The 24,315-nt window shown below is 52.3% G+C and carries 25 protein-coding genes; 7 read left to right on the top strand and 18 right to left on the bottom strand.

Going from position 1 to position 24,315, the window contains the following annotated elements; genetic code table 11:
- Window positions 1-380 precede the first annotated feature (380 nt).
- Window positions 381-1,136 carry a glycosyltransferase family 2 protein gene (locus tag HMPREF7215_RS04600; RefSeq protein WP_009164502.1) on the top strand — a complete coding sequence of 252 codons (756 nt, stop codon included), beginning with the start codon at window positions 381-383 and terminating at the stop codon, window positions 1,134-1,136.
- A 216-nt stretch (window positions 1,137-1,352) separates the two neighbouring features.
- Here the strand turns inward: HMPREF7215_RS04600 and HMPREF7215_RS04605 are convergent, their stop codons facing one another.
- Together HMPREF7215_RS04605 and HMPREF7215_RS04610 are read right to left on the bottom strand one after the other, a co-directional pair.
- Window positions 1,353-1,568 (bottom strand): DUF2922 domain-containing protein, encoded by a 216-nt coding sequence (locus HMPREF7215_RS04605; RefSeq protein WP_009164503.1) that lies wholly within the window; start codon window positions 1,566-1,568, stop codon window positions 1,353-1,355.
- A gap of 39 nt (window positions 1,569-1,607) precedes the next feature.
- The gene (locus HMPREF7215_RS04610; RefSeq protein ID WP_009164504.1) at window positions 1,608-1,832 is read right to left on the bottom strand and encodes a DUF1659 domain-containing protein; all 225 of its coding nucleotides are present in this window, start codon (window positions 1,830-1,832) and stop codon (window positions 1,608-1,610) included.
- Window positions 1,833-2,252: 420 nt separating this feature from the next.
- Between HMPREF7215_RS04610 and HMPREF7215_RS04615 the strand changes: the two genes are divergently transcribed.
- Window positions 2,253-3,020 (top strand): ABC transporter permease, encoded by a 768-nt coding sequence (locus HMPREF7215_RS04615; protein WP_009164506.1) that lies wholly within the window; start codon window positions 2,253-2,255, stop codon window positions 3,018-3,020.
- A 12-nt stretch (window positions 3,021-3,032) separates the two neighbouring features.
- Window positions 3,033-3,782: an ABC transporter ATP-binding protein gene (locus tag HMPREF7215_RS04620; RefSeq protein ID WP_040550464.1), complete on the top strand. Its 750-nt coding sequence runs from the start codon at window positions 3,033-3,035 to the stop codon at window positions 3,780-3,782.
- Window positions 3,783-3,860: 78 nt separating this feature from the next.
- On the opposite strand, the gene rfbB is transcribed toward HMPREF7215_RS04620, so the two are convergent.
- Window positions 3,861-4,871: a dTDP-glucose 4,6-dehydratase gene (gene rfbB, locus HMPREF7215_RS04625; protein WP_009164508.1), complete on the bottom strand. Its 1,011-nt coding sequence runs from the start codon at window positions 4,869-4,871 to the stop codon at window positions 3,861-3,863.
- A 42-nt stretch (window positions 4,872-4,913) separates the two neighbouring features.
- Window positions 4,914-5,798 (bottom strand): glucose-1-phosphate thymidylyltransferase RfbA, encoded by an 885-nt coding sequence (rfbA, locus tag HMPREF7215_RS04630; protein ID WP_009164509.1) that lies wholly within the window; start codon window positions 5,796-5,798, stop codon window positions 4,914-4,916.
- A gap of 213 nt (window positions 5,799-6,011) precedes the next feature.
- Here rfbA and HMPREF7215_RS04635 point away from each other — a divergent pair, with 213 nt between their 5' ends.
- A complete protein-coding gene (locus HMPREF7215_RS04635) occupies window positions 6,012-6,968 on the top strand; it encodes a glycosyltransferase family 2 protein (protein ID WP_009164510.1) in 957 nt (318 codons plus the stop codon).
- 111 nt (window positions 6,969-7,079) lie between these two features.
- On the opposite strand, the gene HMPREF7215_RS12355 is transcribed toward HMPREF7215_RS04635, so the two are convergent.
- The 11 genes from HMPREF7215_RS12355 to HMPREF7215_RS13565 form a co-directional block, all read right to left on the bottom strand.
- Complete coding sequence (locus tag HMPREF7215_RS12355) at window positions 7,080-8,216, bottom strand: phosphonoacetaldehyde reductase (protein ID WP_156797434.1); 1,137 nt, start codon at window positions 8,214-8,216, stop codon at window positions 7,080-7,082.
- Between the two features lie 12 nt (window positions 8,217-8,228).
- A complete protein-coding gene (gene aepX / locus HMPREF7215_RS13555) occupies window positions 8,229-9,524 on the bottom strand; it encodes a phosphoenolpyruvate mutase (RefSeq protein ID WP_040550502.1) in 1,296 nt (431 codons plus the stop codon).
- A gap of 18 nt (window positions 9,525-9,542) precedes the next feature.
- On the bottom strand, window positions 9,543-10,262 hold the full coding sequence (locus tag HMPREF7215_RS13560; RefSeq protein WP_009164513.1) for a phosphocholine cytidylyltransferase family protein: 720 nt from the start codon (window positions 10,260-10,262) through the stop codon (window positions 9,543-9,545).
- A gap of 5 nt (window positions 10,263-10,267) precedes the next feature.
- The gene (aepY, locus tag HMPREF7215_RS04655; RefSeq protein WP_009164514.1) at window positions 10,268-11,398 is read right to left on the bottom strand and encodes a phosphonopyruvate decarboxylase; all 1,131 of its coding nucleotides are present in this window, start codon (window positions 11,396-11,398) and stop codon (window positions 10,268-10,270) included.
- A 54-nt stretch (window positions 11,399-11,452) separates the two neighbouring features.
- A complete protein-coding gene (locus HMPREF7215_RS04660) occupies window positions 11,453-12,637 on the bottom strand; it encodes a glycosyltransferase (RefSeq protein WP_009164515.1) in 1,185 nt (394 codons plus the stop codon).
- The gene (locus HMPREF7215_RS04665; protein ID WP_009164516.1) at window positions 12,634-14,157 is read right to left on the bottom strand and encodes a CDP-glycerol glycerophosphotransferase family protein; all 1,524 of its coding nucleotides are present in this window, start codon (window positions 14,155-14,157) and stop codon (window positions 12,634-12,636) included. The genes HMPREF7215_RS04660 and HMPREF7215_RS04665 overlap by 4 nt, the downstream gene beginning before the upstream one ends.
- Before the next feature lie 34 nt (window positions 14,158-14,191).
- On the bottom strand, window positions 14,192-15,427 hold the full coding sequence (locus HMPREF7215_RS04670) for a glycosyltransferase (RefSeq protein ID WP_040550467.1): 1,236 nt from the start codon (window positions 15,425-15,427) through the stop codon (window positions 14,192-14,194).
- Between the two features lie 5 nt (window positions 15,428-15,432).
- Window positions 15,433-15,915, bottom strand: coding sequence for an acyltransferase (locus HMPREF7215_RS14110; protein ID WP_009164518.1), 483 nt, complete (start codon window positions 15,913-15,915; stop codon window positions 15,433-15,435).
- Window positions 15,916-15,917: 2 nt separating this feature from the next.
- Window positions 15,918-17,024 carry a DegT/DnrJ/EryC1/StrS family aminotransferase gene (locus HMPREF7215_RS04680; RefSeq protein ID WP_009164519.1) on the bottom strand — a complete coding sequence of 369 codons (1,107 nt, stop codon included), beginning with the start codon at window positions 17,022-17,024 and terminating at the stop codon, window positions 15,918-15,920.
- A gap of 4 nt (window positions 17,025-17,028) precedes the next feature.
- The gene (locus HMPREF7215_RS04685; protein ID WP_009164520.1) at window positions 17,029-17,436 is read right to left on the bottom strand and encodes a sugar 3,4-ketoisomerase; all 408 of its coding nucleotides are present in this window, start codon (window positions 17,434-17,436) and stop codon (window positions 17,029-17,031) included.
- A 535-nt stretch (window positions 17,437-17,971) separates the two neighbouring features.
- Window positions 17,972-18,151, bottom strand: a complete 180-nt coding sequence (locus HMPREF7215_RS13565) for a hypothetical protein (RefSeq protein ID WP_198004558.1) — start codon at window positions 18,149-18,151, stop codon at window positions 17,972-17,974.
- Window positions 18,152-18,202: 51 nt separating this feature from the next.
- Between HMPREF7215_RS13565 and HMPREF7215_RS14050 the strand changes: the two genes are divergently transcribed.
- A complete protein-coding gene (locus tag HMPREF7215_RS14050; protein WP_040550509.1) occupies window positions 18,203-18,448 on the top strand; it encodes a helix-turn-helix domain-containing protein in 246 nt (81 codons plus the stop codon).
- A gap of 137 nt (window positions 18,449-18,585) precedes the next feature.
- Here the strand turns inward: HMPREF7215_RS14050 and HMPREF7215_RS04695 are convergent.
- Window positions 18,586-19,576 (bottom strand): IS5 family transposase gene (locus HMPREF7215_RS04695; protein ID WP_198004560.1). Its coding sequence is split into 2 segments (ribosomal slippage): window positions 18,586-18,829 and window positions 18,828-19,576, totalling 993 coding nucleotides; the frame shifts between segments, so codons are not numbered across the junction.
- 221 nt (window positions 19,577-19,797) lie between these two features.
- Here HMPREF7215_RS04695 and HMPREF7215_RS04700 point away from each other — a divergent pair.
- Complete coding sequence (locus HMPREF7215_RS04700) at window positions 19,798-20,208, top strand: transposase (protein WP_083798257.1); 411 nt, start codon at window positions 19,798-19,800, stop codon at window positions 20,206-20,208.
- Window positions 20,209-20,332: 124 nt separating this feature from the next.
- The gene (locus HMPREF7215_RS04705) at window positions 20,333-21,628 is read left to right on the top strand and encodes a polysaccharide deacetylase family protein (protein ID WP_009164524.1); all 1,296 of its coding nucleotides are present in this window, start codon (window positions 20,333-20,335) and stop codon (window positions 21,626-21,628) included.
- 701 nt (window positions 21,629-22,329) lie between these two features.
- On the opposite strand, the gene HMPREF7215_RS12360 is transcribed toward HMPREF7215_RS04705, so the two are convergent.
- Window positions 22,330-22,869, bottom strand: coding sequence for a DUF4411 family protein (locus HMPREF7215_RS12360; RefSeq protein WP_050768871.1), 540 nt, complete (start codon window positions 22,867-22,869; stop codon window positions 22,330-22,332).
- 3 nt (window positions 22,870-22,872) lie between these two features.
- A complete protein-coding gene (locus tag HMPREF7215_RS04715) occupies window positions 22,873-24,030 on the bottom strand; it encodes an ImmA/IrrE family metallo-endopeptidase (protein WP_009164527.1) in 1,158 nt (385 codons plus the stop codon).
- Window positions 24,031-24,315: the final 285 nt, after the last annotated feature.

The following is a 24,315-nucleotide window of genomic DNA, read 5'->3' on the forward strand; positions in this document are numbered from 1 at the left end:
TTTTCCGCTTCGCATCGCGCCGTTCCTCCCGGAGTATAAATATATCTTCACTTGAAATGATAAACTAAATAAATTAATCATATTCTATAAGAGGCAGACCGTTCTTATCAAGTGGATGCGCTTATATTTTTTACGAAAATACACGAAAAATACACTTTTTCCCCCTCGTTGAACAAAATACAACGAGTAAACTCTTTTGACCATTCGAGAAAATAAAAATCGCTCCGCAGGATCGGGCGCCTGCGGAGCGATGAGAGCCCGAGTGCAAGTGGCATTTTCTCGGGACTTCCCGTATAATGATTGAACCTCACAGATCGTTGTGTCATTTTCATTCCCATGAAGGATTATTCCCATGGTTTGTTCGCAAAGGACAGTTCAGCATGAATCCAGCGCTTTGCTCGATCATCATTCCAGCTTCGAAGGCGGAAAGGACGATCTCGCTCGCCCTCGACAGCCTGATCGCCCAAACCTGCCCCGATTGGCGCGCGTACGTCATCGTCGACGGGCCGGAAGGCAACGATGCGACATTAAAGATCGCCAACGGCTACGCAGCGCGCGACCCCCGTTTTGAAGTCCTGTGCAACCGGCGCAACCTCGGCGCCGCCGACTCCCGCAACCGCGGCGCCCGTGCCGCCAGGACCCCATGGATCGCTTTTCTCGACAGCGACGACGTCTTCCATCCCGACAAGCTCGAACGGCAGCTTGCCTTGGCGGAGCAAAAAGACGCTTCCTTCCTGTGCAGCGCCTACAACATGATTTCTTACCCGGCGCGGACGCTGTGCAAAGTGTCGCGGGTTCCCCCGCGGATCGCCCGCGGCGACCTGATCAAATGGAACTCCATCGGCTGCTCCACCGTCATGCTCCGCAGCGAACTGGCGCGAAAGTACCCCATGGACGCCCGCGCCATTCACGAAGATTACCTGTGCTGGCTCCAGTGCCTCCAAGAGTGCGACTGCTTTGCCTGCCAGGAATCGCTGACCGATACCCTGATCCTCCCCGGCTCCCGCAACCACAGCAAACTCCGCGCCGCCAGAGGCGTATGGGAAATTTATCGGCAACATCTGGGACTGAGCGCGCTCCGATCAATAGAGTACATGTGCGGATACGCGATCCGGGGATTCTTGAAATATATCTGAATTCAGGGCGTCCCCGAACAGCCAGCGAGCTTTTTGCCTCCAGCGTGACCGGCGCCCTTTTTTTCGGACTCTCACGGCAGTAAATAAAAAAACGCCCGAGGCGAACGCATTGTGTACGTTCGCCTCGGGCGTTTGTCATCACGCGCGGAAAGAAAGACTCTCCGCCGCCTCTATTTTTATGGCGGCGTCCCGCGGAGCGCCGCTCTTGTTTTCGGTTTATTCGTTGTCCAGCAGCACCGTGGTGGTGCGCTCGGTCACTTCCGCCTTGAGAGCGCCGGTCAGCGCGTCGTCGAACGCCGTGCCGGCGCCGACGATGGCGTTCATGCAGCCGGTCACCGTCTCCGCGTTCAAATCGTCCTTCACATCGGACACCGAAATGGTGCGCTTGCCGCCGCTGGCCAGGCCGAATTTCATCGCAAGGGTCTTGGGCATTCCCGTCACCTCCTTTCGTTTTTCCCGTCACAAACCGCCTTATTCGGCGGAAACCACGTTCTCGTCAACGCGCAGCACTTCCAATACCGGATTGCTGATCACCGTGCCGATCGCGCCCGCCACGTCGAGCAGCGACTGCCCCTCGGCGCCTTCCCGGATCCCGGTCAGGGAGATGCTCTTTACCTTGTCGGCGCCGTTCTCCAGCGTGCCGGCCTTGGTTTTGATCCGCAGTTTGCAGTTCGCAAGAACAATCTGTGCAGCCATCGTTCTCACCTCCTTTCCCGTCACATCATCAAGAGTGCTTTTTCATCATCTTAAATACAACCAGTTTACCTTCCCCGAAAAGAATTTCCTCTTCTGCACTCCGCCGCTTCGCGCGACAGTGCGCCCGCGAAACAAACCAAACGGCAGACAGCGCGGCAACGCCCCCGACAAAACAGGATCCGGTGCAAACTGGCATTTTTCCGGAACCTTTCGTATAATGAGCACGTCGTGCCGCGTGCCGATTTAAGTAAGATCCCCTAAAGAGCCACGCAAGGAGAACCGTTTGCACCTGGCATATGAAGTCGCTATAAAAGCGGCTACGGAATCGCCGTCGCCCACAGTTATGAGAACATCGCCAGTGCCATTAACACTTAAAACTCCGAAAACTGTTAAATATCATGCCAAAACAAGGAGCGCCTCATGCTTGAAAAATACAGAAAACACCGTTTTCTCTTCGAGGAACTGGTGAAGCGCGATTTCAAGAAAAAATACAAACGAACCGTCCTCGGAATGGGATGGAGCATTCTTTCGCCGCTCGTGACCTTGCTGGTCATGCGTCTTGTTTTCACGCATTTTTTTGGACGCACCATGTCGCACTATACCACTTACCTATTCTGTGGCAACCTTGTCTTCGCCTACTTTAACGAGTCCACAGCGCAGGGAATGACCTCGCTTCTTGACAATGCCGCAATTTTTACCAAGGTCAACATTCCCAAATATCTATTCATCCTCTCAAAAAACAGCCAGACCCTGATTAATTTCGGCTTAACCCTTATCGTTTTCTTTATTTTTTGCCTGATCGACCACATTACCTTCATGTGGAAATTTCTCTTTCTCCTCTATCCCGTCGCACTGCTAATGCTGTTCAATATCGGCATGGGGCTAGTGTTGTCGGCACTGTACGTTTTTTTCCGCGACATTCAATATCTGTGGTCGATTTTTTCCCAGCTACTCATGTACATGTCCGCCATCTTCTACAGCATCGACAGCTTCAGCCCTGCGTCACAACACGCGTTTCTGCTCAATCCGGTTTATCTTTTCATTCGCTATTTCAGAAAAATCGTCATCGAAGCCGCCGTCCCCAGCTTCGCTTTCCATCTGCTGATGGCGTTCGACGTTGCCGTCGTCCTTCTTCTCGGCTGCTGGATGTATCGAAAATACAACACCGAATTCCTTTATTACGTATAGTGGGTGATCGCTATGTCTGTCATCGAATTAAAGGACGTTTCGATTCGTTACAAAACCGGAGATTTCAAAGCGATCGGCCTGAAAGATTACGTGATCCGAAAAATCAAAAAGGACTATCATGTGCAGGAATTCTGGGCCGACTGGCACATCACCTTCTCGCTTGAAAAAGGCGACATGCTCGGCATTATCGGCACAAACGGCGCTGGCAAATCGACCCTGCTCAAAGCCATTTCCGGCATTATGAAACCCACTGAAGGCACTGTATACTGTCAAGGCAATATCTCCGCGTTATTGGAACTTGCCAGCGGTTTCGACGAAGAACTGACCGTGCGTGAAAACACCTACCTTCGCGGCGCCATGCTAGGTTATACCCGCGGCTTTATGAACGACAAATACGACGAAATCATTGCTTTCGCCGAATTGACAGAATTTCATGATCGTCCGTTCAAGCAGCTTTCGTCAGGCATGAAATCACGTCTGGCCTTCGCCATTGCCTCACTCGTCAATCCCGACATCCTAATCCTTGACGAAGTCCTTTCCGTCGGCGATGGCGCCTTCCGCAAACGTAGCGAAAAAAAAATGATGGAAATTATCCGTGGCGGCGCCACGACCCTCCTGGTGTCCCATTCGCTCGAACAGGTCCGCGTCCTGTGCAACAAAGTTTTATGGCTGCACAAGGGAAAACAAATCGAGTTTGGAGAACAGGTGAATGACATCTGCGCACGCTACCAAGATTTTCTCGACAAAAAGCTTCAGCTGTAATTGTCAATAAGCAAGGCGCTTCCCCGAAAATGCCTATCGGGGAAGCGCCTTGTTTGCGTTGAACGTTTTCAGCGTTCCTCATACCATCTTGGCATAGTAATTCCGATATTCGCCGCTGATGATGTGCCGCCACCATTCCTTGTGCGACAGATACCACCGTACGGTTCTGCGAATCCCCTCGTCGAACGTCGTTTCCGGCAGCCAGCCCAATTCCGCGTGGATTTTGGCCGGATCGATCGCGTAGCGCAGATCGTGCCCCGGACGGTCGGTCACGAAGCGGATCAGGCTTTCCGGCTTGTCAAGTTCTTTGAGGATCGTTTTCACAACCTGCAGATTCGTCCGTTCGTTATGTCCGCCGATGTTGTAAATCTCTCCCCCGCGCCCCCGGCGCACGATCAGGTCGATGGCCGCGCAGTGATCTTCCACGTACAGCCAGTCGCGCACGTTCTCGCCTTTGCCGTACACCGGCAGCGGTTTGTCCGCCAGCGCGTTGGCGATCATCAGCGGGATCAATTTCTCGGGGAACTGATACGGGCCGTAATTGTTGGAACAGCGCGAGATCGTGACCGGCAGTCCAAACGTGCGGCAGTAAGCAAGCACAAGCAGATCGGACGACGCCTTGGACGCCGAATAGGGGCTCGACGCGTGCAGAGGCGTGCGTTCCGTAAAAAACAGATCGGGACGGTCGAGCGGCAGATCGCCATAGACCTCGTCGGTCGAAACCTGATGAAAGCGGGCGATCCCATACTTGCGGCACGCATCCATCAGCACTCCGGTTCCGAGCACGTTCGTGCGCAAAAACAGCCCCGGGTCAAGGATCGAGCGGTCGACGTGGCTTTCGGCGGCAAAGTTGACGATAACGTCGGGCCGATATCTTTCGAACAGCGCCTCAACCTGCCCGCGGTCGGCAATATCGCCCTTGACAAACGAAAAGCGCGGATCGCCGGCCGCTTTCGCCAACGTTTCCATGTTGCCGGCGTAAGTCAGAGCGTCGAAACAGACAACCCGATCCCCGGGATATTTGTGCAGCAGATAATAGACGAAATTGGCGCCGATAAAACCAGCGCCGCCGGTGACAACGATCTTCATTTTAAGCGCCTCCGAGTGCGGTATGATGTCAGTGACCAGAGTTTACTTCCCGTAGATGAATTTCCCCTCGGCGACAGCCTTCAGGTGGGCCCCATAGGGCGACTTGCCGTAAAGTTTTGCCGATTCAAGGAGCTTCTCGCGCGCGATCCAGCCGTTGATATAAGCGATCTCCTCCACGGCGGAGATCTGCACGCCCTGCGACCGTTCGACGACGCGCACGAATTCCGAAGCCTGCGACAGAGCCTCCACGGTGCCCGTGTCCAGCCAGGCGTAACCACGCCCGAGCGTGACGACCTCAAGCGCGTCTTTTTCAAGATAGAGCCGGTTGAGATCGGTGATTTCCAACTCGCCGCGCGGCGAAGGCTTCACCTGCTTCGCCAGCTCGCAGACGGATGCGTCGTAAAAATAGAGCCCGGTCACGCAGTAGTTCGACTTCGGGTGCCGCGGTTTTTCTTCCAGAGAGATCGCTTTCCCCTGCGCGTCAAATTCCACCACGCCGAAACGCCAGGGATCGTCCACATAATATCCGAACACCGTGGCGCCTTCCGTCCGGGAAGCGGCGGTGCGCAAAAGCCGCCCCAAGCCGCTGCCATAGAAGATATTGTCCCCCAGGATCATGGCGCAGCCCTGTCCGCCGATAAACTTTTCGCCGATGATGAACGCTTGGGCAAGACCGTCGGGAGAAGGCTGGACGGCGTAGGACAACGAGATGCCGAACGCCGAACCGTCGCCAAGAAGACGTTCGAAGTTGGGCAGGTCCACGGGAGTGGAGATGATCAGGATATCGCGAATGCCGGCCAACATGAGCGTTGAAAGCGGATAATAGATCATCGGCTTGTCGTAGATCGGCAAAAGCTGCTTGGAAGTGACGCGGGTCAGCGGATACAAGCGCGTGCCGGAACCTCCGGCCAGGATGATTCCTTTCATGGGAGAAAGCTCCTTTGGCTTGAGTTATACAATGCGAAGTCATCATTCGATAAATATTCTGCAACGTCGCGACTAGCGAGCGCTCCTTGGCGCAAGGGCAAAGAACTGGAATAAAAAAGCGCGGCGCTGTACAATTGCAAACGCGGCACCGGTCCCGCCAACGACCGTTCGTTTTTGTCCAGCGCCGCAACAACGACAGAAAGGGGCTCCCTCATGAGCAACCCGACGATCTCTCTTATTGTGCTGTCATACAACAATTCCCAATATATCCGCGGCATGATCGATTCGATCATCGATCAGGACTACCGCGAAATAGAACTCGTTATCAGCGACGACGGTTCCAAAGATTTTTCGGCTCGGGGCATCGAGACATACATCGCCCGCCGCTCGCCCGCAAGATCCGCAAAGACGCGCGTCAACCACAACACGACCAATCTGGGCATTGTAAAAAACGTCGAGATCGCGCTAAAACTGTGCTCGGGCAAATACGTCATGACCTTGGCCGCGGACGATGAACTGTACAGCAGCGATACGATATCCCGTCTTGTAAGCGAATTTGAAAAATTCGACGACGACGTCGGCGTTCTCGCGTCGCAGTCCGTGATGTGCGAAGAAGATCTGCGCGTCACGGACAGACTGTTTACGGAAAAACGCTTCGCGGAAGTCATAAACTCCGACGACCTGCCGCTCTTGTTCTCGGAATTGTCCTTACAATGTTTCATCGCCGCGCCGGCAGTCGTCTTCAGGCGTTCCGCGCTCGTCAAAATCGGCACGTTGGCGGATAAATATACAATGATAGAGGACTGGCCGGCCTATCTGCGCTTGGCGCGGGCGGGAGTCCGGTTCAAATACAGGGACATTCTGTCCGTAAAACACAGGGAGGGCGGCATTTCGCACGGGAACTCAAATAATACGTTCTCGGCGTACAAAAAATACCGACGCGACTTCATCACGCTCTACGAGAATGAAATCATCCCATATTTAAACCTGCTGCCTCAAGAAAAAGCCGCGGAAGCAATGAGAAATTACCACGCGCACAAGCTCCACTACAAATACGTCAGGTACGAAAACATTTTGTACGTTTTGGGCATCCGAAAAGTCATACTTCCCCCCTTGCGGTGGATCCTGCATTTCGTCGCCCGTTTTTCGACTCGGACAAAGCAGCCCTGACCGTCATTCACTCAGTGGCGCCATAAACCTATTTCTTTTTTCTAAAGAGCGTCTTTTCCTTGCGTCATACAGAGAAAAGAGCTCTTTTTTATTTTGGCGCAAAAAACGGAGCTACAGCACCTCGCGGAGGATTGCCAGCGCGTCGTCCCGTGAAAACGCGACGGGATTGTTGTCCATCCGCCCGGCGGTAAAAGCGTGATCGCACAGCATTTCAAGAGCATCCGCTTTCACGCCGAAAGAAGAAAGACGCAAAGGACGAAATTGCGCGCACACGCCGTCTAGCCACGCCTGAACCCCGCCGTAAGGCGCAAACAGATCGAAGAGCTCCGCGTCGTCGGGGAAATGCCCCGCGTTTCTCCGCGCCACGGCGCCCAGCGTCATGGCCGCCGCCAATCCATGGGGGACATTGAAGAACATCGTCAGCGGATACGAAAGCGAATGACACGCCGTCGTCCGCGTCTGCGAAAAAGCCAGCCCCGCCAGCACTGACGCGCAGCAGAGTTTTTCGCGTAATTTCATATCCTGCGGCCGCGCAAGCAACGGTTCGAGAGAACCGAGGATCATCCCGATCGACTGCGACGCCAGCGCCCGCACCAGCGGAGAAGTGCGCTTTGACCAGTACGCCTCGACGGCATGCGACAGCGCGTCGAGCCCCGTGCTCAAAGTGACCGGAGGAGAAAGCGTCAACGTCAGTTCCGGCACGATGTATGCCGCCCGCGGTTTGAGCATCGGCGCGTCGACCGAATACTTTTTCTTTTCATCGAGATCCCAGATCGTCCCCCACTGCGTGAGTTCCGACCCCGTTCCCGCAGTGGTCGGGATCGCGACGATCGGAAGAAACGAATCGCGAAGGCGATAGCTGTGCCGCCGAACGCCCTCGACGATCTGCGCTTCGTCAGGGATCGATTCGGGATCGTAAAAAGCGCTGATGCCTTTGGCAAGATCGATGATGCTGCCGCCTCCGAGCGCGGCAATACCGTCGATCGGCTCGCCGGCGAACTTCAACAGCGCTTCGCAGATATCTTTCGGCGTCGGATTATTCGCCGACGCGGTTACAACGTTCACGACGGCGCGCTCCCGCATCGCCTCGATGAGCGGCGCCAGCCTCCAACGCTCCAACGCCGACGGACTTGCCAAAAAGAGGATACGCGAACAGGGAAGAGCCGAAAGTCTGTCTTTCAGCTCTTCCTTGTTCATAAACGCCACGGCGGCGGCGCACAGCGGATCGAAAAGAGCCTGTCCAGCCATTTTCGCGAGCAATCACTGCTGCGGGATCAGCGTCAGGATCTCCTTGATGGAGATGCAGTTGTCGTCCACTTCCTTGCAGCGGTGCGCTTCAAGAATCATCTCGGCCGTTTTCTGCATGGCTTTGAAACTGCTGCGGATCAGGTGATTGGCATAAATGACGATATTGACGCCGCGTTTGGCGAATTCCTCTTCCGTAACGGCGTTGAAGGAAGTCGGGACGACGATCAAAGGCGTCGTTCCGTCTTTCTCGCGGAACTTGGCGCAGAATTCGAAGATCTCGTCAGGAGCTTTTTTGCGCGAGTGGATCATAATTCCGTCGGCACCGGCGGCGACGAATGCAAAAGCTCTCCGCAGGGCGTCTTCCATGCCCTGCTCGAGGATCAGACTCTCGATCCTAGCGATGATCATGAAGTCCTTGGTCCGCAAAGCCTTTTTGCCGGCGGCGATTTTGGCGCTGAAATTCTCGATGCTGTCCTGCGTCTGTTTGACTTCGGTGCCGAAAAGCGAATTTTTTTTCAGCCCCACTTTATCCTCGATGATGATCGCCGAAACGCCCATGCGCTCAAGCGTGCGCACGTTGTAGACGAAATGTTCCGTCTTGCCGCCGGTATCACCGTCAAGGATGATCGGCTTGGTCGTCACTTCCATGATCTCGTCGATCGTCTGCAGGCGCGAGGTCATATCGACCAGTTCGATATCCGGCTTGCCCTTGGCGGTCGAATCGCAGAGACTGGATACCCACATCGCGTCAAACTGGCGCGCCTGTCCGTTTTCGACCACGCATGTCTTCTCGACGATCAGTCCCGTGATGCCGTTATGCGCTTCGAGAACCGACACGGGCTTTTTGATGGCAAGCAGTTTCTTCAGACGGCTGCGGCGCACGTCAGGCAGCGAAAGCGTCTCGCGAACACTGGAATCGAGCAGCTTGTGACTTTCGTCGTCGGAATAAGGATACTCGACAAGTTCGCCTCCGTACTCTCCAAGCAGAGCGATGACTTCCTCTCGGATTGGCTTCTGCGCCCCCTCCAGCCAATCGTCGCCATGCACGACGTAATCAGGGCGCAGCCTGCGGACGTTCTCGGCATAGCTCAGAGAATCCTGCGGAACGACTTCACTGACTCCCTTCAGATTTTCAATAATCGACTTGCGTTCCTCGTAAGGCAGCAGCGGATAACGGCGATAACTGGCAACCGCCGTGTCGGTAAGCACGCCGGCGGTCACGCGCCCCAACTGGGCCGCTCTTTCTAAGATCCTGATGTGACCGCCATGAATAACATCGGTACCAAAACAGATATAAACGCTTTTCATCGAAGGATACACGCCCTTTCATTCTTTTGGCAATTTCGCCATTTTGCTGCGGATCAGGAAAAGATCCCGTTCATTGTCGATTTCACAGCAGAGGTCGTCTTTGACGTCCAACGGCTTCAGTTCCAGTTCCGGCAGGACTTCGTTCAGGGCGACTTCCGCGTAACACGCTCTTTTGCCGCTCTCGCAGAAGGCAATAATGTTTTCAAGCCAGCGGCGCCAGCTGCTCCGCGACAAACGATACAGCGGCTGCGCCGTCAGGGCGCTGTCAAAAAATTCAACGCCGACCTTGAGGATACGCCCATTTTGAACGACAGCTTTAAAGTCTTTCTGCGGAAGCGGCGCCGTCGAACTGACGGTCATGCAGTTTTCGACGCTGTTCAGCACCGACGCCAGCACGGCATCGGAAAACACCAGATCGCCGTGCATAAGGACGATTTCGTCGTCGAGAAGAGAACGCGCCTGATAAATTGAATAAATGTAGTTGGTCTGAGCGTACTCCGGATTATGTACGAAATTCAGCTTCAGCGGCAGTTCCAGATCTTTGCAGTAAGACTGCAGCAAACGCTCGAACGGCCCCGTAGTGATAACCGCTTCTCTTACCCCCGCGGCCGCCAGCTGGCAGAGCTGGCGGCTGAGGATCGTCTCGCCGTCAAGCAGAGGCGTCATACATTTTGGATGGTCTTTGACAAGCGTTCCCATCCGTTTTCCGATACCCGAATTCAGTATCAGCGCCTTCATATCCGTTACCGCAGCTCTTTCAGATACGCCATGAAACCGTCGCGGTTCTCCATAGCGCTTGTGGTAGGACGGCCCAGGTCGGCGCGGGCGCCGATCGCCGTCTTCGCCTCGATGAATGTCAACTCATCGGCGTTTCGGGCGTCCTTCAAGGCTGCATCGAGCTCTGCAAACGTGCCGACGGTTTTGACATTGACATAGCCGCAAGCCTCGGCGACCTTGGCAAGACTGGCGGAACGCGCCACAGTCGGCAACCCGCCGACGCTTTCGTGCGCACCGTTGTTGATGACGATGTGCACAAGGTTACGGGGGCGCTGGGAACCGATCACCGCAAGAGCGCCCATGTGCATCAGCGCCGCGCCGTCGCCGTCGATGCACCAGATCTTGGTATGCGGCTTGCTCAAAGCGATCCCCAACGCGATGGAAGAGCTGTGCCCCATCGAACCGACCGTCAGGAAATCGTACTTGTGCGGCTGGCCGTTCCGGACGCGAATTTCAAAAAGCTCGCGCGACGCCTTGCCCGTTGTGGAAACGATCGGATCTTCTCCGGAAAACGCGGTAATATGACGAATCACTTCTTCGCGTGTCATCGTGAAATCGTTTTTAAAAGAAACTTTTTCGTCATAAGTTAAGGCTTCTTTGGCGATGACAAACGCCACGCTTTTGCCGGCGGCCAGGAGCGGCTGAAATTCCGCCATTTGAGCCGCAAGCTCCTGTTCCGTCGTGTCTTTGCGCACGACAAAAGAGGCGATGTCCATGACTTTCAGAAGATCCAGGGTAACCGCGCCTTGAAAAATATGCTGCGGCTCGTCCTTGAGCCCCGGCTCCCCGCGCCATCCGATCACGAAAACGCAGGGAATTCCGTAAACTTTGTCGTTGAGAAGCGAAGCGACCGGATTGACGACGTTGCCCAAGCCGCTGTTCTGCATGTAGACGACCGGAACCTTGCCCGTCGCCAGATAATACCCTGCCGCCAGAGCCGTGCAGTTCCCTTCGTTCGCGGCGATGATGTGATCCGACGAAATACCGCAGTTCTTATAGAGATAGTTGCACAGCGCCTTCAGCTGCGAGTCGGGAACTCCGAGAAAATGGGACGACGCTATTCTTTGGAGCTGCGCGATGAACGATGAGATTTGCATAACATTACTCCTGACCATATTGAAATATTTGACAAAGCATTATTCAAGAGACATTTAACCACCGTCACGAATACAGCGAATCAATTTTCTTACGTGTATGAACACACATCCCGCCATCAAGACGAAAATGCCTAAATACAGGCTCTCTTTAAATAAACGCTCGAGAGACTTTATATCCGTACTGAGCACAAACAGAGCGGCTAACATGGCAACAAGCGCAACGTAGATTTTCGTCGCGCTTATGTTTGGAAACAGCAACAGATTCTTAGTGAGTGAATATCTCACAACTTCGCGCCCTAAATCGAATAAAAAATCCGGGCGTCGCACTATAAAGGCCAAGATTTTCAAAAACGATAGTTTTCTGAGAGCCAACAGTCTTAATTTCGTTAAAGAACGCTGTTCCCATTGCAGCCTCTCAAGAAAGGCCTTTTTGTCTTCGGGCAGAAGCTCGTCCAGATACGGCAGAATCTCCCGCTTGAACATCAACTGTTTGTCTTTGTAGAATTGTTCGACAACCTCTATCGGATAATCACCTGAATTATTGGCGATTCCTCCTTCAACATGCAGAACGGTACATTTATCCATGTACACTGGCACGATCCCTTTGCGAGCCATCCGCTGGAACGTGTGCATGTCCTCCGAATATTTATAAGCGGTATCGTAGGCGTCGACTTCCCGTCCAAAATCCCGTCTGTAACACGAGGAAAGGGAGATCAAAAGACATCTGTGAGAGAGGCGGCTGAAAAGCCGTTTGGCATCTCGCGACAGCAGATCGAGCTTATCCCGGAACGTCATGTGATAGCCCGTTACGTTCAGCTCGGAATCCGTTTTTGCACACTGCGCGCACACAATCAACGGCTCATAACCGTACATTCTGAACGTGAACATATAATCAGAGATGACAGAGTCGTAAGCAAAGAGATCGTCCGCTCCGAGATTGATGTAATAGTCGCCTTGGTATACCGCCAGAGCCTTGCGCAGATTTTTGACAGTGCCGAGGTTTTTCTGCGCCGTCAGGATTTGGACGTTCTTTATATTTTTCTTCTTATGCGTATCTATGTACTCGCGGGTCGCCTCGGCAGCCTTCGAATCGAAATCATCCGAGGCGTCGTCCGCAACGATTATTTCAATCGCCGGGTAATCCTGCTTCATGATGGAGTCCAGGCACCTCGTAAGATACCGGCCGTTCTGATAACTCAAAACGATAACGCTGACAAGAGGATATTGAACCTCGCTCACTTTGCTCTCTCCCTTCGCCCCTCATTCTGCAGGGAAATGAACAGCGATTCCGCGCGCCGTTGGAGGTCAGCATCCATTTCCTTCAATACATAATCGCAAATCCGCTCGCTCACACGACCGTCCGAATGTCCCAGAATCCTATTGAACGACTGAACGGACGCGGCGCGCATTTCCGCGGTCTGCCCCGTCCGCACCGCTTCCAAAAAGCTGATAATATCTTCCGGTCCTTCCGCTTCAACAATGCCTTCGAGATATTCTTCATGCGACACACGTTCTCCGCCCGGCTTCGACGTATAGAGCACCGGATTGCCGGAAGCACGATATTCAAGCAGGAACGTCGTCGCGTCGCTGATCATCGCCGTCGAAGCGCTGAACGCATCGAGATAATCCGGCTGTTTATCGATGATGATATTGTCATATTTGGCAAGTCCATTCAGCGTTTTCTTGAAATCTCTGACGACTTCCTGACTCTGTTTCATAATACGCTGCCAGAAAATGGGGTGCGGGCGCCATATCAGAACGATGTCGTTATGCTGCTTGAAGTACTCGAAAACTACGTCTTTGTACAAAAAATACGTGCCGACTCCCACATCCTCTTCAATGCTGAAATGCGTGTTCCACAGGACGGCGGGCCTTCCCTTGACGGCGTCATGCCAGCAGTTGGACGATCGGGCGTGCGAAGCGTCATAAGCGATGTCGAATTTAGGATGGCCGATGGTCATCACGTTTTCCCCGTTCCTGTAGCCATACCGGGCGTGCATTTTCTTGTAGATATTGCTGTAGCCGATGATACGCCAGAAGTGATAAAACGGGGCAAGCTGATAAAAATATTTGATCAGCTCCTTGCCGCCCTGTGTGTCGAGACAATAGGGAACATACACCGTATAGGGCGTGTGCTTCTCCACGTCGTTTACCTGAAAATACGGCATATTTCCCCGGCAATAATAAGGTTTCATGAAGAACACGATGTCCGGCGACTCCACAGCTATATTGTATTCGTACATAGAAAACGCTTCTCTATATCCAGCGTTTCTGTAATCATTAAGCATCGACTTGTAAAAATTCAAGTCGTAAAACACATTGGCAAAGTGCATGTTGATCGAATAGCTCACAATGATCTGCGCGTCAATATGTTCCAACTTTGAAAGATGGTCGTAAATCGGCTTGAACGAAGGCCAACAGGAGTATTCGTGCGTCAGGAACGCTATTTTTATATTCTTCTCATCATCTTTCAGGTCGTTCGTTTTTTTGGCTAAATATTCTTGCAGCAACGCGGGACGATCCGCCGCGTTGCGCTCTATCACGTCAGCCAGTTCATGCAGCGCGCACAGAAGAGCGATGTTGCTTTCCGACGCCGGTCGAGTCGTCGGCGAAAATTTCATCGCGGCACATTTTTCGCGCAATATGCCTTCATATTGGCACAAGTCTTGAGCCATGCCAAGAAGTTTCGACGGTTCCGCAGCACGGTCGCGCAGGATCCCGTATATACACGCCAGAAATTTCGCGTCTGAATAGTTCATGCTGTTCCCCTTTCAGCGAATCGCTGCCAATCGATCATCGGCGCAAATATATCCTGTAAATTTTGATCGCGATGTTCGTGAGCAGTTTTATCAGGCACACGCAACATTCAAGGATCCCCAGCAGACACAGCGCGTAAAGCAGTATGGGGGATGCGGCCGAGTATTTTTTGAAAAGTAGGGTGAACAGCAGCAGACAGGATCCGCGCACGAAGCTTGCGAGAATCTCCTGCTTGAGAGTCAGGCGAATGACAGCGTTCTTCTTGCGATAAATGGCCGCGATGATTTTCCTTTTAGTATTGCCAGAACCTAGTATGCTCCGAGTCGTTCCTTCGGATAAATCGCATTCGTTTTTCGATATTTCATGCATCGACAAAATGTTATCACAGATATCTTTGTTGTAATTATATAAATGCCTCGCCCTGTTATAAGCTTCTTCAGAAAAAAACGTACGATGAGGCTCAATCTCATTTTCAAAAATCCGCATAAAATCTCTTCGATACTTGTAATAAACCTCGCTTTTTTCGCTTCCAGAACGCCGATTGCCATGCGAAACGCCGCCCCCTCTGTGTTTGGCCGTGACACGGTCCAAATAGAACGGGCGGACGTTCATTCTGAGGGCCCGAACGTGCGCCGAATAATCCTCGATCAGCGAATAGGCGTTCAATGACCCGATTTTATCGAAAAAGCTCTTCTTGTACATGCAGCCGACGCTTGGCAAAATCGCGACGGAGGCTATATGCTCCCGCAACCCCTCCATATCGCCGCGTTTCAGCAAATCAATGGTATTCTCGTTCACGAACAACCGGTCGAAATGCATCCGCTCGTCGCACATTTCAAGCTGAGAAACGACCCATTCGACATGCTCGTCTTCATGAGCGCTGACAAAATCCATGAAATCGCTGAAAACGCAAGAGTCCTTCCATACGTCGTCCGCGGCGATAAGGAGCTCGTACTCGCCGCGGGACATGCCGCGCAGCTTTTCCACGTGCCTGACCGTCCCCATGTTTTCCTCGTTCTCGTTGATGAGAACGCGTTGAATGTTTTCGCCGCGATGCTTATTGATGTAGTCAATAATTTCATCCACGGGGAAACCTTTGGTCGAATGATCGTCGCTGACGATGAGCTCTATATTGGGATAATCCTGCGTAAGCACCGATTGCAGAGTATCGAATATGAAATCGCTGTTATTGTACGCGATTACGAGAGCGCTGATCAACGGTGCCTGTGCGTGCTCGCTCTCGCAGGGTCCACGCAAACGCATATCTGACATGGGATCTACTCTCCCTGAGTGGGAACTTTTGTTCCAACTATTCTGGCTGGGTTGCCGACGACCACGGCAAAGGACGGCACGGACTTTGTCACGACCGCCCCCGCGCCGATCATCGCGCCTTCGCCGATTTCGATACCCGGCAGGATCGTCGCGTTGGCGCCGATGGAACAGCCGGTTCTCAAAACGGTACGAAGCAGTTTCCAGTCCGCATTGCGGCTTTTGGGGTACATGTCGTTGGTCAGCGTCGCGTTAGGGCCGATAAAAACGTTGTCTTCGACGGTAATTCCGTCCCATACCTGCACGCCGCATTTGATCGTGACGTTGTCGCCGATGACGACGTCATTTTCCACGAAGACGCCATCGCAGATGTTGCAGTTTTTGCCGATCCTCGCGCCGGGCAGGATGTGCGCGAACGCCCAGATGCGCGTGCCTTCTCCGACGTTTGACGATTCGCAGAGCGCTTGGGGATGAACGAAAACATTCTCCATGATTACCCTCTCCATTCGTTCAGCGTCTTGACGACGTATTCCGCGTCGCCGAGGGACATGCCGTTGAAAAAGGGCAGGCTGACGACCGAATCGGCATCCTTTTCCGCCAGAGGGAAGCTGCCTCTGCCGTAACCAAGGCTGCGATAGGCTTCCGACAGATGCGGCGGGATCGGATAATGGATCAGCGTATCGATCATTTTGCCCTCGAGGTACGCGCGCAGTTCGTCGCGTTTTGGACAGGTAACGACGTACTGGTGCCACACGTGTTCCGCGCTGGGGGCGATCTGCGGCAATCCGATCGATGGATGCGTGATGCCGTCGTTATAAACTGCGGCAAGTTCTTTCCGTTCCGCCGTCAGTTCGTTCAGGTGAGAAAGCTTGACGCGCAGCAGCGCCGCCTGGATCTCGTCAAGGCGGGAATTCACGCCCTGTACTTTATTGTGATACTTTTTCTCGCTGCCATAGTTGCGGTACAACCGCACTTTGGCGGCGAGCGTCTCGTCGTCGGTGACGACGGCTCCGCCGTCGCCGAAGCCGCCCAGGTTCTTTGTAGGATAAAAACTGAAGCAGGAGATGGCGCCGAAAGTCCCGGTCATCTGTCCGCCGAACGCCGCGCCATGGCTTTGAGCGCAGTCCTCAATGACGGGCAGGCGATGCTTGGCGGCTATCTTCATGATTTTGTCCATCCGGCACGGCTGACCGTACAGGTGAACGACGAGAATCGCCTTGGTACAAGGGGTGATCGCCGCTTCGATCTTGTCGGGGTCGATGTTATGATATTCGTCGGGCTCTACGAAGGCTGGCGTCGCGCCGTTCTCGGTGATTCCCAGAACCGTGGCGATGTACGTATTGGCCGGCACGATCACTTCGTCGCCTTTGCCGATTCCAAGCGCTCTCACGGCAAGCAGCAGAGCGTCCAATCCAGAATTCAGTCCGACGCACCAGCGCGCGCCGAGGTATGAGGCGAATTCTCGTTCGAAAGCTTCCACTTCATGCCCCAGCACGTACCAGCCGGAATCGAGGACGCGCTCGGCCGCAGCGACATATTCGTCTCGGTATTTGTCAAAGCCGGGTTTTAAAGCGTTGCAGGGAATCGAGTTGTTCGACATGCGTCTAACTCCTTCTTTTGCCGTATTCAATAAATTCGTCATAGTCGCGGATGTAGTCAGCTTCATCATAATGTTCGGACGCAAGGACGAGAAGAACACTGTCGTCCTGCAGCCACTTCATCGTCCGCCACATGCCTGGGCCGACGAACAAACCGCAGCCGGGATCGTCCAACACCGTCGTCCGCACGTCACCCTTTCCGTCGTCCAGCGAAACTTCTATTTTGCCGTAAACGCAGATCAAAACCTGTTTCAACGTTTTATGCGCATGAGCTCCCCGCTGGACGCCGTTTCGAGCTCCATAAATGTAGTATACTCTGTTTATATCGAAAGGCACGGATTCCGACGCCGCTTCGGCGACGCTCAGCGCGCCGTTTTTCGGATCGGCTGATTTGCGCTCGGCCATTTTCAGCATGACATTTCACTACTCCTTCATTGTTTTTCCCAATATAGAGGACCTCTGAACGCTTTTCGTTTCAACGAAATGGTTCCATGATGCAGAACATCGTTACAACGTTCCTGCGGGATCAACACTTTTCATGATTTGCGAATGATCCGTAAGGTCCCGAAAAGTATAACACAGAAGCGTTTTTTCGTCTTGTTTCCATCGGAAGATACAAAAACACAAAAAGAATGAATGTTTTCAGAGTAACCGCTTGACGTTCGCAGGTTAAATGATATGCTTTATGTATTCTCAAAAGGCACGTAAGAGACAGAGAGCCGTGATCTCAACTTTAACGTAGAATGTTGGATCGAATGTTCTCGACTACCGTTTGTGTAGAAAGAAGTAATTTTTTACCTGCCGATATGACACGAAAAGTCGTTTTTTCGCTGCAAACATGGTGCCAATAAATAGCGTTAATACTACTACTTCTTTTAGTATAGCCCAAGTTCCCGTAACTCAGTTATAACGCCTCCGAGGTGATATAGAATGCCCGTGAAATACGAGATCACAGCAGAGCAACAAGCAGAAATCGAAGCTGCGCGGAAAAAAGAACCGGAACAAGAAGATCGAAGCCAAACTGAGAATCCTTAGCTTGCGTGCCGAAGGGAAAACCCTGAAAGAAATCAGCGAAATCACGGAATACCACTTCACGAACGTCAGCAAGATCATCTCGCAGTTTATCCATCGAGGCCTCTCGTATATGCTGCAATGCCATTACCTTGGCAACCATCGGAACATGACCTGTGAGCAGGAAGAAGCCGTACTTGCTCCTTATCTCGAGAAAGCCGGGAAAGGAGAAATCGTTTCAGTTGCGGAAATAGCCCAAGCCTATCAGACCGCGGTTGGACATGCTATCGCTCCGACTCAGATTTACGCGGTCCTGAAGCGTCATGGCTGGAGAAAAGTCATGCCGCGCAGCCGTCACCCCAGGAAAGCGAGCGAGGAGGCCGTCGAGGCCTCAAAAAAATTAAGGAGCCGCTGATTATCTCGCTCAAACGAAAACACCAATTGGACTTTCAAATGAATGCCTTGAAAGTTCAAGGAACTATAACCATCCTGTAGGCATATTATGCCCCCTGATTGATCTTGGAAGGGCTCATCTCCGTTAAACGGAGACAGTTATGCCCCACAGGCGGAAAACTCTTCCGTTCGTCCAGCTCGAATGCACATGACAAGATTGGCGCAGCCAAACAGGACAAAGAATTTGTTCATGTCTTTCGCTATGCCTCGATACGATGTCTTGCGGCAGCCAAAGTATCTCTTCACGATCTGAAAGAGGTGTTCGACTTTGCTGTGTGTCGATGATTTACGGCTCTCCCGGTATTTCTCGAACAACTTGCCGATGCCCGATGCCTTCATGCTGCTGGCGCATGGTTATACGAAAATCAACTTTTGAGAGGCGATCGTCTTCTCTGATCTCTTTGCGTTTCTCTACGCCCATATAGCCTGAATCTCCGTAGGCAATCTCATCGTCGTCTTGTATCAGCGCATGTGTCTGCGTCACATCATGGACGTTGGCGGAGGTCCCCGTGATCGTATGGAGATACCCGCTTCCTGCGTCGACGCCGGCATGGACTTTCATGCCGAAATACCACTGGCCGCCTTTTTTCGTCGAATGCATTTCCGGACCTCGTTCACCGTTTTGTTTTTTTGTTGAACTCGGTGCGCTGATGAGCGTTGCGTCGACGACACTGCCTCCGTGCATGATCAAACCGGCTTGATCAAGTCCGCTCCGAATATCGTCAAACAGGACTTTGCCAAGCTCATGCTTTTCAAGGAGGTGACGGAAGTGCAGCAGTGTCGTTGCGTCCGGTACCTGCTGCTGGAGGAAATCGATCCTCAGGAACGCGCGCATGGCATGGCTGTCGTAGATGGCGTCTTCTATGCCTTCATCGGACAAATTGAACCAGTTCTGCATAAGGTACATGCGCAGCATCGTCTCGACACCGATCGGCGGACGTCCGCGTTTGCCGGACGGGTAATGCGACGCTATCAAGGTGACCCAATCAGCCCACGGGATAATTTTATCCATTTGCTCAAGAAACGCTTCTCTCCGGGTTTTTCTTCTGCGGTTTGCGTATTCCATATCTCCGAAGCTGAGTTGGGACATCTTCAATTCTCCTTTGACGTGGGATTAGAACAGCTTAATTATACTTTCTCATTGGCGGTTTAATTAGCGGGTCCTTAACGCTCGAGTTCAGGAATTAAAAGAGTTATCCACAGCAGGGAACGTCAGACTGATGTTTCAGGACGAAGTCGGCTTCGGCAGAATCAACAAGCCCAAATACTGCTGGTGCAGAAGGCATTTGACCGAACGTTCCCTGCCTTCACATCCGCGAATACCGCTATGCTTACGGCGCCGTAGAGCCGCTTACGGGAGAAAGCCTCTTTCTGATCATGCCCAACTGCGACAGCGATTGTATGAACATTTTCCTGCGGGAACTTTCACGCCGATTTCCGGAAGACCATATTCCGCTCCGCTGTGACGGAGCCGCCTGGCACAACTCCAAAGCGCTTCAGGTTCCCGCCAACATCGCCCTGTTCCATATCCCGCCTTATACCCCCGAGATGAACCCCATCGAGCAGATCTGGAGAGAGCTGCGCTGTCAGGGCTTTCAAAACGAGATTTTTTCGACGCTTGAGAACGTTGTCGAGCGTCTGTGCGGCACGATCGGAAATCTCACCGCTCAGACCATTAGGAGTATTACCGCAAGACAATGGATCGTTAGGTGCTTTAAATGAGAAGGAGTATAAGATGAAAAAACTTCAAGATGCCCCTTGGCATAACATGGAACGCAGGATTCAAGAGCCGACAATATTTTTTAAGACCTGTAAATCAGATTCGTATTAGGAGAGATAAAAAGCCATGTTTTCTCACAGCAATATCGCAGAGGTTTGGAACGATCGCAATGGGATCTGTACCATCATTTCCGACGATGGTTTTCTGGATTCAGGGTTGCTCCTCAATGAGCTGTGCAAGAAGACACAGCTTCATGCAACGATAGCGGGGACAGTTTGCTTTATAGAACCCAATTTAAAAATCTGGCAAAACATCGAACGAGAAGGTTATCTGGAACTGGTAAATCATTCTTATTCCCATATTCCTATGAACTCTTTTTCAAAACGCACAGATGAGCAGGCGCAGCTGAGACATGAGATCCTAGATGCAAAAGCTTTCTATGAAGAACATTTTTCAACGCCTGCCTTCACATATGTGCCTCCTTACAATGATATCTCTGTCGCAGGAAATAGATTCTTCAAGGAGAATGGAATCTTTGCGGTGCGTTGCCGTCCTGACGGGAATAACCCTCTTTCTCCAAAGTACGGAGAGGAGGAGTTCAACTGGCTGAATCTGGGCATGCATGATATCGGGGGAGGGGGGTATACAACAGCAGATAGAAACAGCTGGGTGGAGGTTGCCTGTCAGAAGCACCAGTGGACGATCGAAATGTGGCATGACGTCTGCCGATATAAGCTTACCCATTGCCGACCGATTTGGGAAAAGGACGCGATGGAACATTTGACGTTTTTAGCCGAAAAACAGAGCGAAGGGATTCTGTGGGTCGCCCACTTCACAAAAGCAGCGGCTTATCTCCACGAGCGGCAGCACTGCGCGTTGCACATGCTGGAGCAGGGTCCGACACAGGTGAGATTCAGCGTAGACTTCACGGACGCCTTCCTGCCAAGAACTTTATTTACCTTCCCACTGACAGTCAAAGCGTACTTGAAAAGTCCCCAAGCAGCTCCTCTATGCTGTGTCAGAGAAAGCGACAACCGCAAAGAACTTCTTCCTGTGCGGCAAAAAAGTAGTGAAGCATATGTGTTATTTGACCTTGTGCCGGGGGACAGCGCGGTACTTTATCTGATTGAAAGCGATGCACCATCTTTATTGGAGGGAGCTTCACAGTCCTCGCCCCAAGGGCGAGCGCGTAAAAAGGGACCGGAAGCGGTAAACACAGACCATAGTTTGCAACGTCTGCAGGAACTGCAGACGTTGCAAAGAGAACTGACGTACCTCAAAGCATCTCGCTCTTTCAGGATCGGACGGACCATAACCTGGCTTCCCCGAAAAGTTCGCGGCGGCATTCGTTGCTGGCAGGATCACGGCTTTATCTACACCTTTAAAAGAGGCTGGCATAAGATCAGAAAAAAATGCTTCTAATGACTGTGCTCAGACAATGATGTATTGATGCAGGAGGGAAACAACCATGAACGTTCTCCTTACCGGCGGGGCCGGGTTTATCGGGTCGCATACGGCGGTCGAATTAATTGTGGCGGGACACGGGGGTCGTGATCGCCGACGATCTGAGCAACAGATCGGCGGTGGTGATCGAGCGGCTGAATGACGCCGAACGCGAAAAAACAATAAAGCCGACAACACAATAGTATGATCAAGGCGCCACAGCGCGTATTAAAACGTTGTAGCGCCTTGTTTTTACCGCTTGATCTTTTTTGAACTCCACTGTCAGCGCTCATTTATGGGGCAGCATTTCAGCCTTTATTGCAACTCTAACGCAGAGCCAACGCGATTTTAATACATTTTCTGCGCTAGAATTGTTTTATCCAACGCAGAGCCGCGTTAAAAAACGTTAGCTGCGTTGATGGCGAAAGAGCGAATTTATGCTGTGTCTATACGCGGGCACGGTACGTTTACAAAAAGAGACCGTCTCAAGAGTCAACCCGAGGCGGCCTTTTTGCTGTCCTTTGGTAATTTCTATTCGGCATTAAAACACAATATACGCGCAAAAAAACAAAGTAACATTATGTGTCTTTAAAGGCAGTTCCGTAGTTTTGAGACAGCCCTCTATAGAATTGAAAGGTTCGCTGTCATCGGTTGATTGACGTTACAGGTGCAGTATAGCTTTATCCATTCTGTCGCCAGAGAAAACCAGTCCGCTCCATAAAGTCAAACATGTCCATGCTGGGAACGCCCATCATCCAGGCCATGTCGGGAATCTTCGCGTTGCCCATCAATCCGGAGCTCTGATCCGCGCCGCGCAGAATTCCAACTTCCTGTGTGACAATAATGGCATTCTTGGCCATTGCGACAGCGATGAGCCAAGGATCTGCCACATTTGGCTGTGACCAGTTTCTCAGCGCTGCATTTTTATAATAACGCTGACGCTCCACGCAGTCCGACAGGGTTTGCAGCACTTTTGCGTAGGCAGTTAAAGTACCCTGATCGGGCTTGGCGACAAGAGCTTTGTACTCAGCCACATAACTCGCCAGGGCGTCATTTCCATTGCACACTTCCAAGAATACCGGTTCAATGATGAATGCAGATTTCCGCCGAATCAAAGAATCAAGATGCTCCCAAAATGCGGGGGCAAAACTGCGGCGATAGTAAAGCTTCCACGCCGCCACAAAGACGTTGGCATCAAGCAGATAAGCGTGGCGTGTCATACTTTATGCCTCCGTCAACTGTCGCACAAGAGTGTCGAAACTCTTACGGTTTAAGCCGGTAAGTTCGCACGCTTCTGTGAACATCGTCCGGCCTGTACGAGTGTCACGATCCAGTGCCAGAACAAAATTGGGGTCGAGGCGAGATTTGACTGTAGTGAGAAAATTTCCGCCGGAACTATTTTTCTTTTCTGCAGCACAATTTCTCCACGCGGCAATCAGCCGCGCATAATCAGCTTTTGTAATCAAGCGCAGGTCTGCCGCCCGACGGGCAATCACTTCGCGGCTGCAAGGGAAGCCCTGCACAACCGCGCCAATCCGTGCCTCGAGATTTTCAGCAAATTCTTTTTCCCATGCCTCGGCAAAAAGCTTGGCAGGCACCAATATTTCCGCCGCCACGGCATTGCACAGGACTTCAGTTCTGCTAACTTTTTGCGTGCTCTCCGTCGGCAGATTGTAAAGACTATTTTGTCCTATCCACACATGCGCCGTTTCATGAAGCAGGGAGAAGACACGCCCCCCCCAAGCGTCGGCCGCGTTAATAAAAATCAGAGGCGCATAAGCGTCAATAAGCGTAAAAGCCCGAAACTCATCCAGCCGCAGTATACGATGAGTATTGCAGCCAACAATGCCGCTCATCATCACCATGATACGGCACGCTTCAAGTTTCCTGCGCAAATATTTGAATGCATCGTCCGGCCGCTGCGCTTTTTTTGCCCGAAACCAGCCTTCTTGCAATCCGAGCATCTCTCGAATATCCGTCACCACGGCAGAAACGCCGGAAGCCGGCGAGCAGCGGCCAACGCATGCGACAGGGTCATAACCGTTGTCCTGGGCATATCGAGACATCCAGTCCTGCGCTTGCTCCATATTAAAGACGATATCGTGCAGATTTCTGCTCGGCACGGGTACATTGCCGCTGTCGATCGTCCGATACTCGATCAACGGAAAGTCTTCTCTAGGCGGCTTTTGCAGGAAAAAGTAGCCAAAAGGAATTTTTGTCTTTTTGCTGACTTCTTCAATCTGCCTCAACGTTGGCACGGCCTTGCCTTCCTTCCATGCGTGCAAACGAAGAAGCGTTGCGTCATTGACCGGCTCATCCTGCGTTTGTGCAACGACCCAGTCAAGCACCGGCTGCGTCACTGTGAATTCGACTTTTGGCATACAGATTCCTCCCTTCGCAACGTTTTGACATGCGAACTCCTGAATTCGTATTCTTCATTGAGAGCGCACTCCGTCGAGAATAACTCTGAAGACCGACGCCCGGGACTCTCTGTCTATGAGTGGCACCATGGGAGAGCGCGCAGGTCATGTTACTTGCAAGGTTATTATAACATGAAGCCTGCAGACGGCAGCGCGGGCTGCGCAGTCGATTCGGTCCAAATGGACGATCCATATGCGCCAATATTAACGGGAGAGAAACAAGCCCGCTCTATCGGATCGCATGGT

This window comes from Pyramidobacter piscolens W5455 (assembly GCF_000177335.1).
GTDB lineage: Bacteria > Synergistota > Synergistia > Synergistales > Dethiosulfovibrionaceae > Pyramidobacter > Pyramidobacter piscolens.

Excerpts from the sequence above, each read along its gene's own strand:
- HMPREF7215_RS04600 (WP_009164502.1), top strand. The coding sequence starts at position 381 with ATGAATCCAGCGCTTTGCTCGATCATCATTCCAGCTTCGAAGGCGGAA.
- HMPREF7215_RS04605 (WP_009164503.1), bottom strand. The coding sequence starts at position 1,568 with ATGCCCAAGACCCTTGCGATGAAATTCGGCCTGGCCAGCGGCGGCAAG.
- HMPREF7215_RS04610 (WP_009164504.1), bottom strand. The coding sequence starts at position 1,832 with ATGGCTGCACAGATTGTTCTTGCGAACTGCAAACTGCGGATCAAAACC.
- HMPREF7215_RS04615 (WP_009164506.1), top strand. The coding sequence starts at position 2,253 with ATGCTTGAAAAATACAGAAAACACCGTTTTCTCTTCGAGGAACTGGTG.
- HMPREF7215_RS04620 (WP_040550464.1), top strand. The coding sequence starts at position 3,033 with ATGTCTGTCATCGAATTAAAGGACGTTTCGATTCGTTACAAAACCGGA.
- rfbB (WP_009164508.1), bottom strand. The coding sequence starts at position 4,871 with ATGAAGATCGTTGTCACCGGCGGCGCTGGTTTTATCGGCGCCAATTTC.
- rfbA (WP_009164509.1), bottom strand. The coding sequence starts at position 5,798 with ATGAAAGGAATCATCCTGGCCGGAGGTTCCGGCACGCGCTTGTATCCG.
- HMPREF7215_RS04635 (WP_009164510.1), top strand. The coding sequence starts at position 6,012 with ATGAGCAACCCGACGATCTCTCTTATTGTGCTGTCATACAACAATTCC.
- HMPREF7215_RS12355 (WP_156797434.1), bottom strand. The coding sequence starts at position 8,216 with ATGGCTGGACAGGCTCTTTTCGATCCGCTGTGCGCCGCCGCCGTGGCG.
- aepX (WP_040550502.1), bottom strand. The coding sequence starts at position 9,524 with ATGAAAAGCGTTTATATCTGTTTTGGTACCGATGTTATTCATGGCGGT.
- HMPREF7215_RS13560 (WP_009164513.1), bottom strand. The coding sequence starts at position 10,262 with ATGAAGGCGCTGATACTGAATTCGGGTATCGGAAAACGGATGGGAACG.
- aepY (WP_009164514.1), bottom strand. The coding sequence starts at position 11,398 with ATGCAAATCTCATCGTTCATCGCGCAGCTCCAAAGAATAGCGTCGTCC.
- HMPREF7215_RS04665 (WP_009164516.1), bottom strand. The coding sequence starts at position 14,157 with ATGAACTATTCAGACGCGAAATTTCTGGCGTGTATATACGGGATCCTG.
- HMPREF7215_RS04670 (WP_040550467.1), bottom strand. The coding sequence starts at position 15,427 with ATGTCAGATATGCGTTTGCGTGGACCCTGCGAGAGCGAGCACGCACAG.
- HMPREF7215_RS14110 (WP_009164518.1), bottom strand. The coding sequence starts at position 15,915 with ATGGAGAATGTTTTCGTTCATCCCCAAGCGCTCTGCGAATCGTCAAAC.
- HMPREF7215_RS04680 (WP_009164519.1), bottom strand. The coding sequence starts at position 17,024 with ATGTCGAACAACTCGATTCCCTGCAACGCTTTAAAACCCGGCTTTGAC.
- HMPREF7215_RS04685 (WP_009164520.1), bottom strand. The coding sequence starts at position 17,436 with ATGCTGAAAATGGCCGAGCGCAAATCAGCCGATCCGAAAAACGGCGCG.
- HMPREF7215_RS13565 (WP_198004558.1), bottom strand. The coding sequence starts at position 18,151 with ATGGATAAACTGCGAGATGATCTTGCTGACGTTCGTGAAGTGGTATTC.
- HMPREF7215_RS14050 (WP_040550509.1), top strand. The coding sequence starts at position 18,203 with ATGACCTGTGAGCAGGAAGAAGCCGTACTTGCTCCTTATCTCGAGAAA.
- HMPREF7215_RS04705 (WP_009164524.1), top strand. The coding sequence starts at position 20,333 with ATGTTTTCTCACAGCAATATCGCAGAGGTTTGGAACGATCGCAATGGG.
- HMPREF7215_RS12360 (WP_050768871.1), bottom strand. The coding sequence starts at position 22,869 with ATGACACGCCACGCTTATCTGCTTGATGCCAACGTCTTTGTGGCGGCG.
- HMPREF7215_RS04715 (WP_009164527.1), bottom strand. The coding sequence starts at position 24,030 with ATGCCAAAAGTCGAATTCACAGTGACGCAGCCGGTGCTTGACTGGGTC.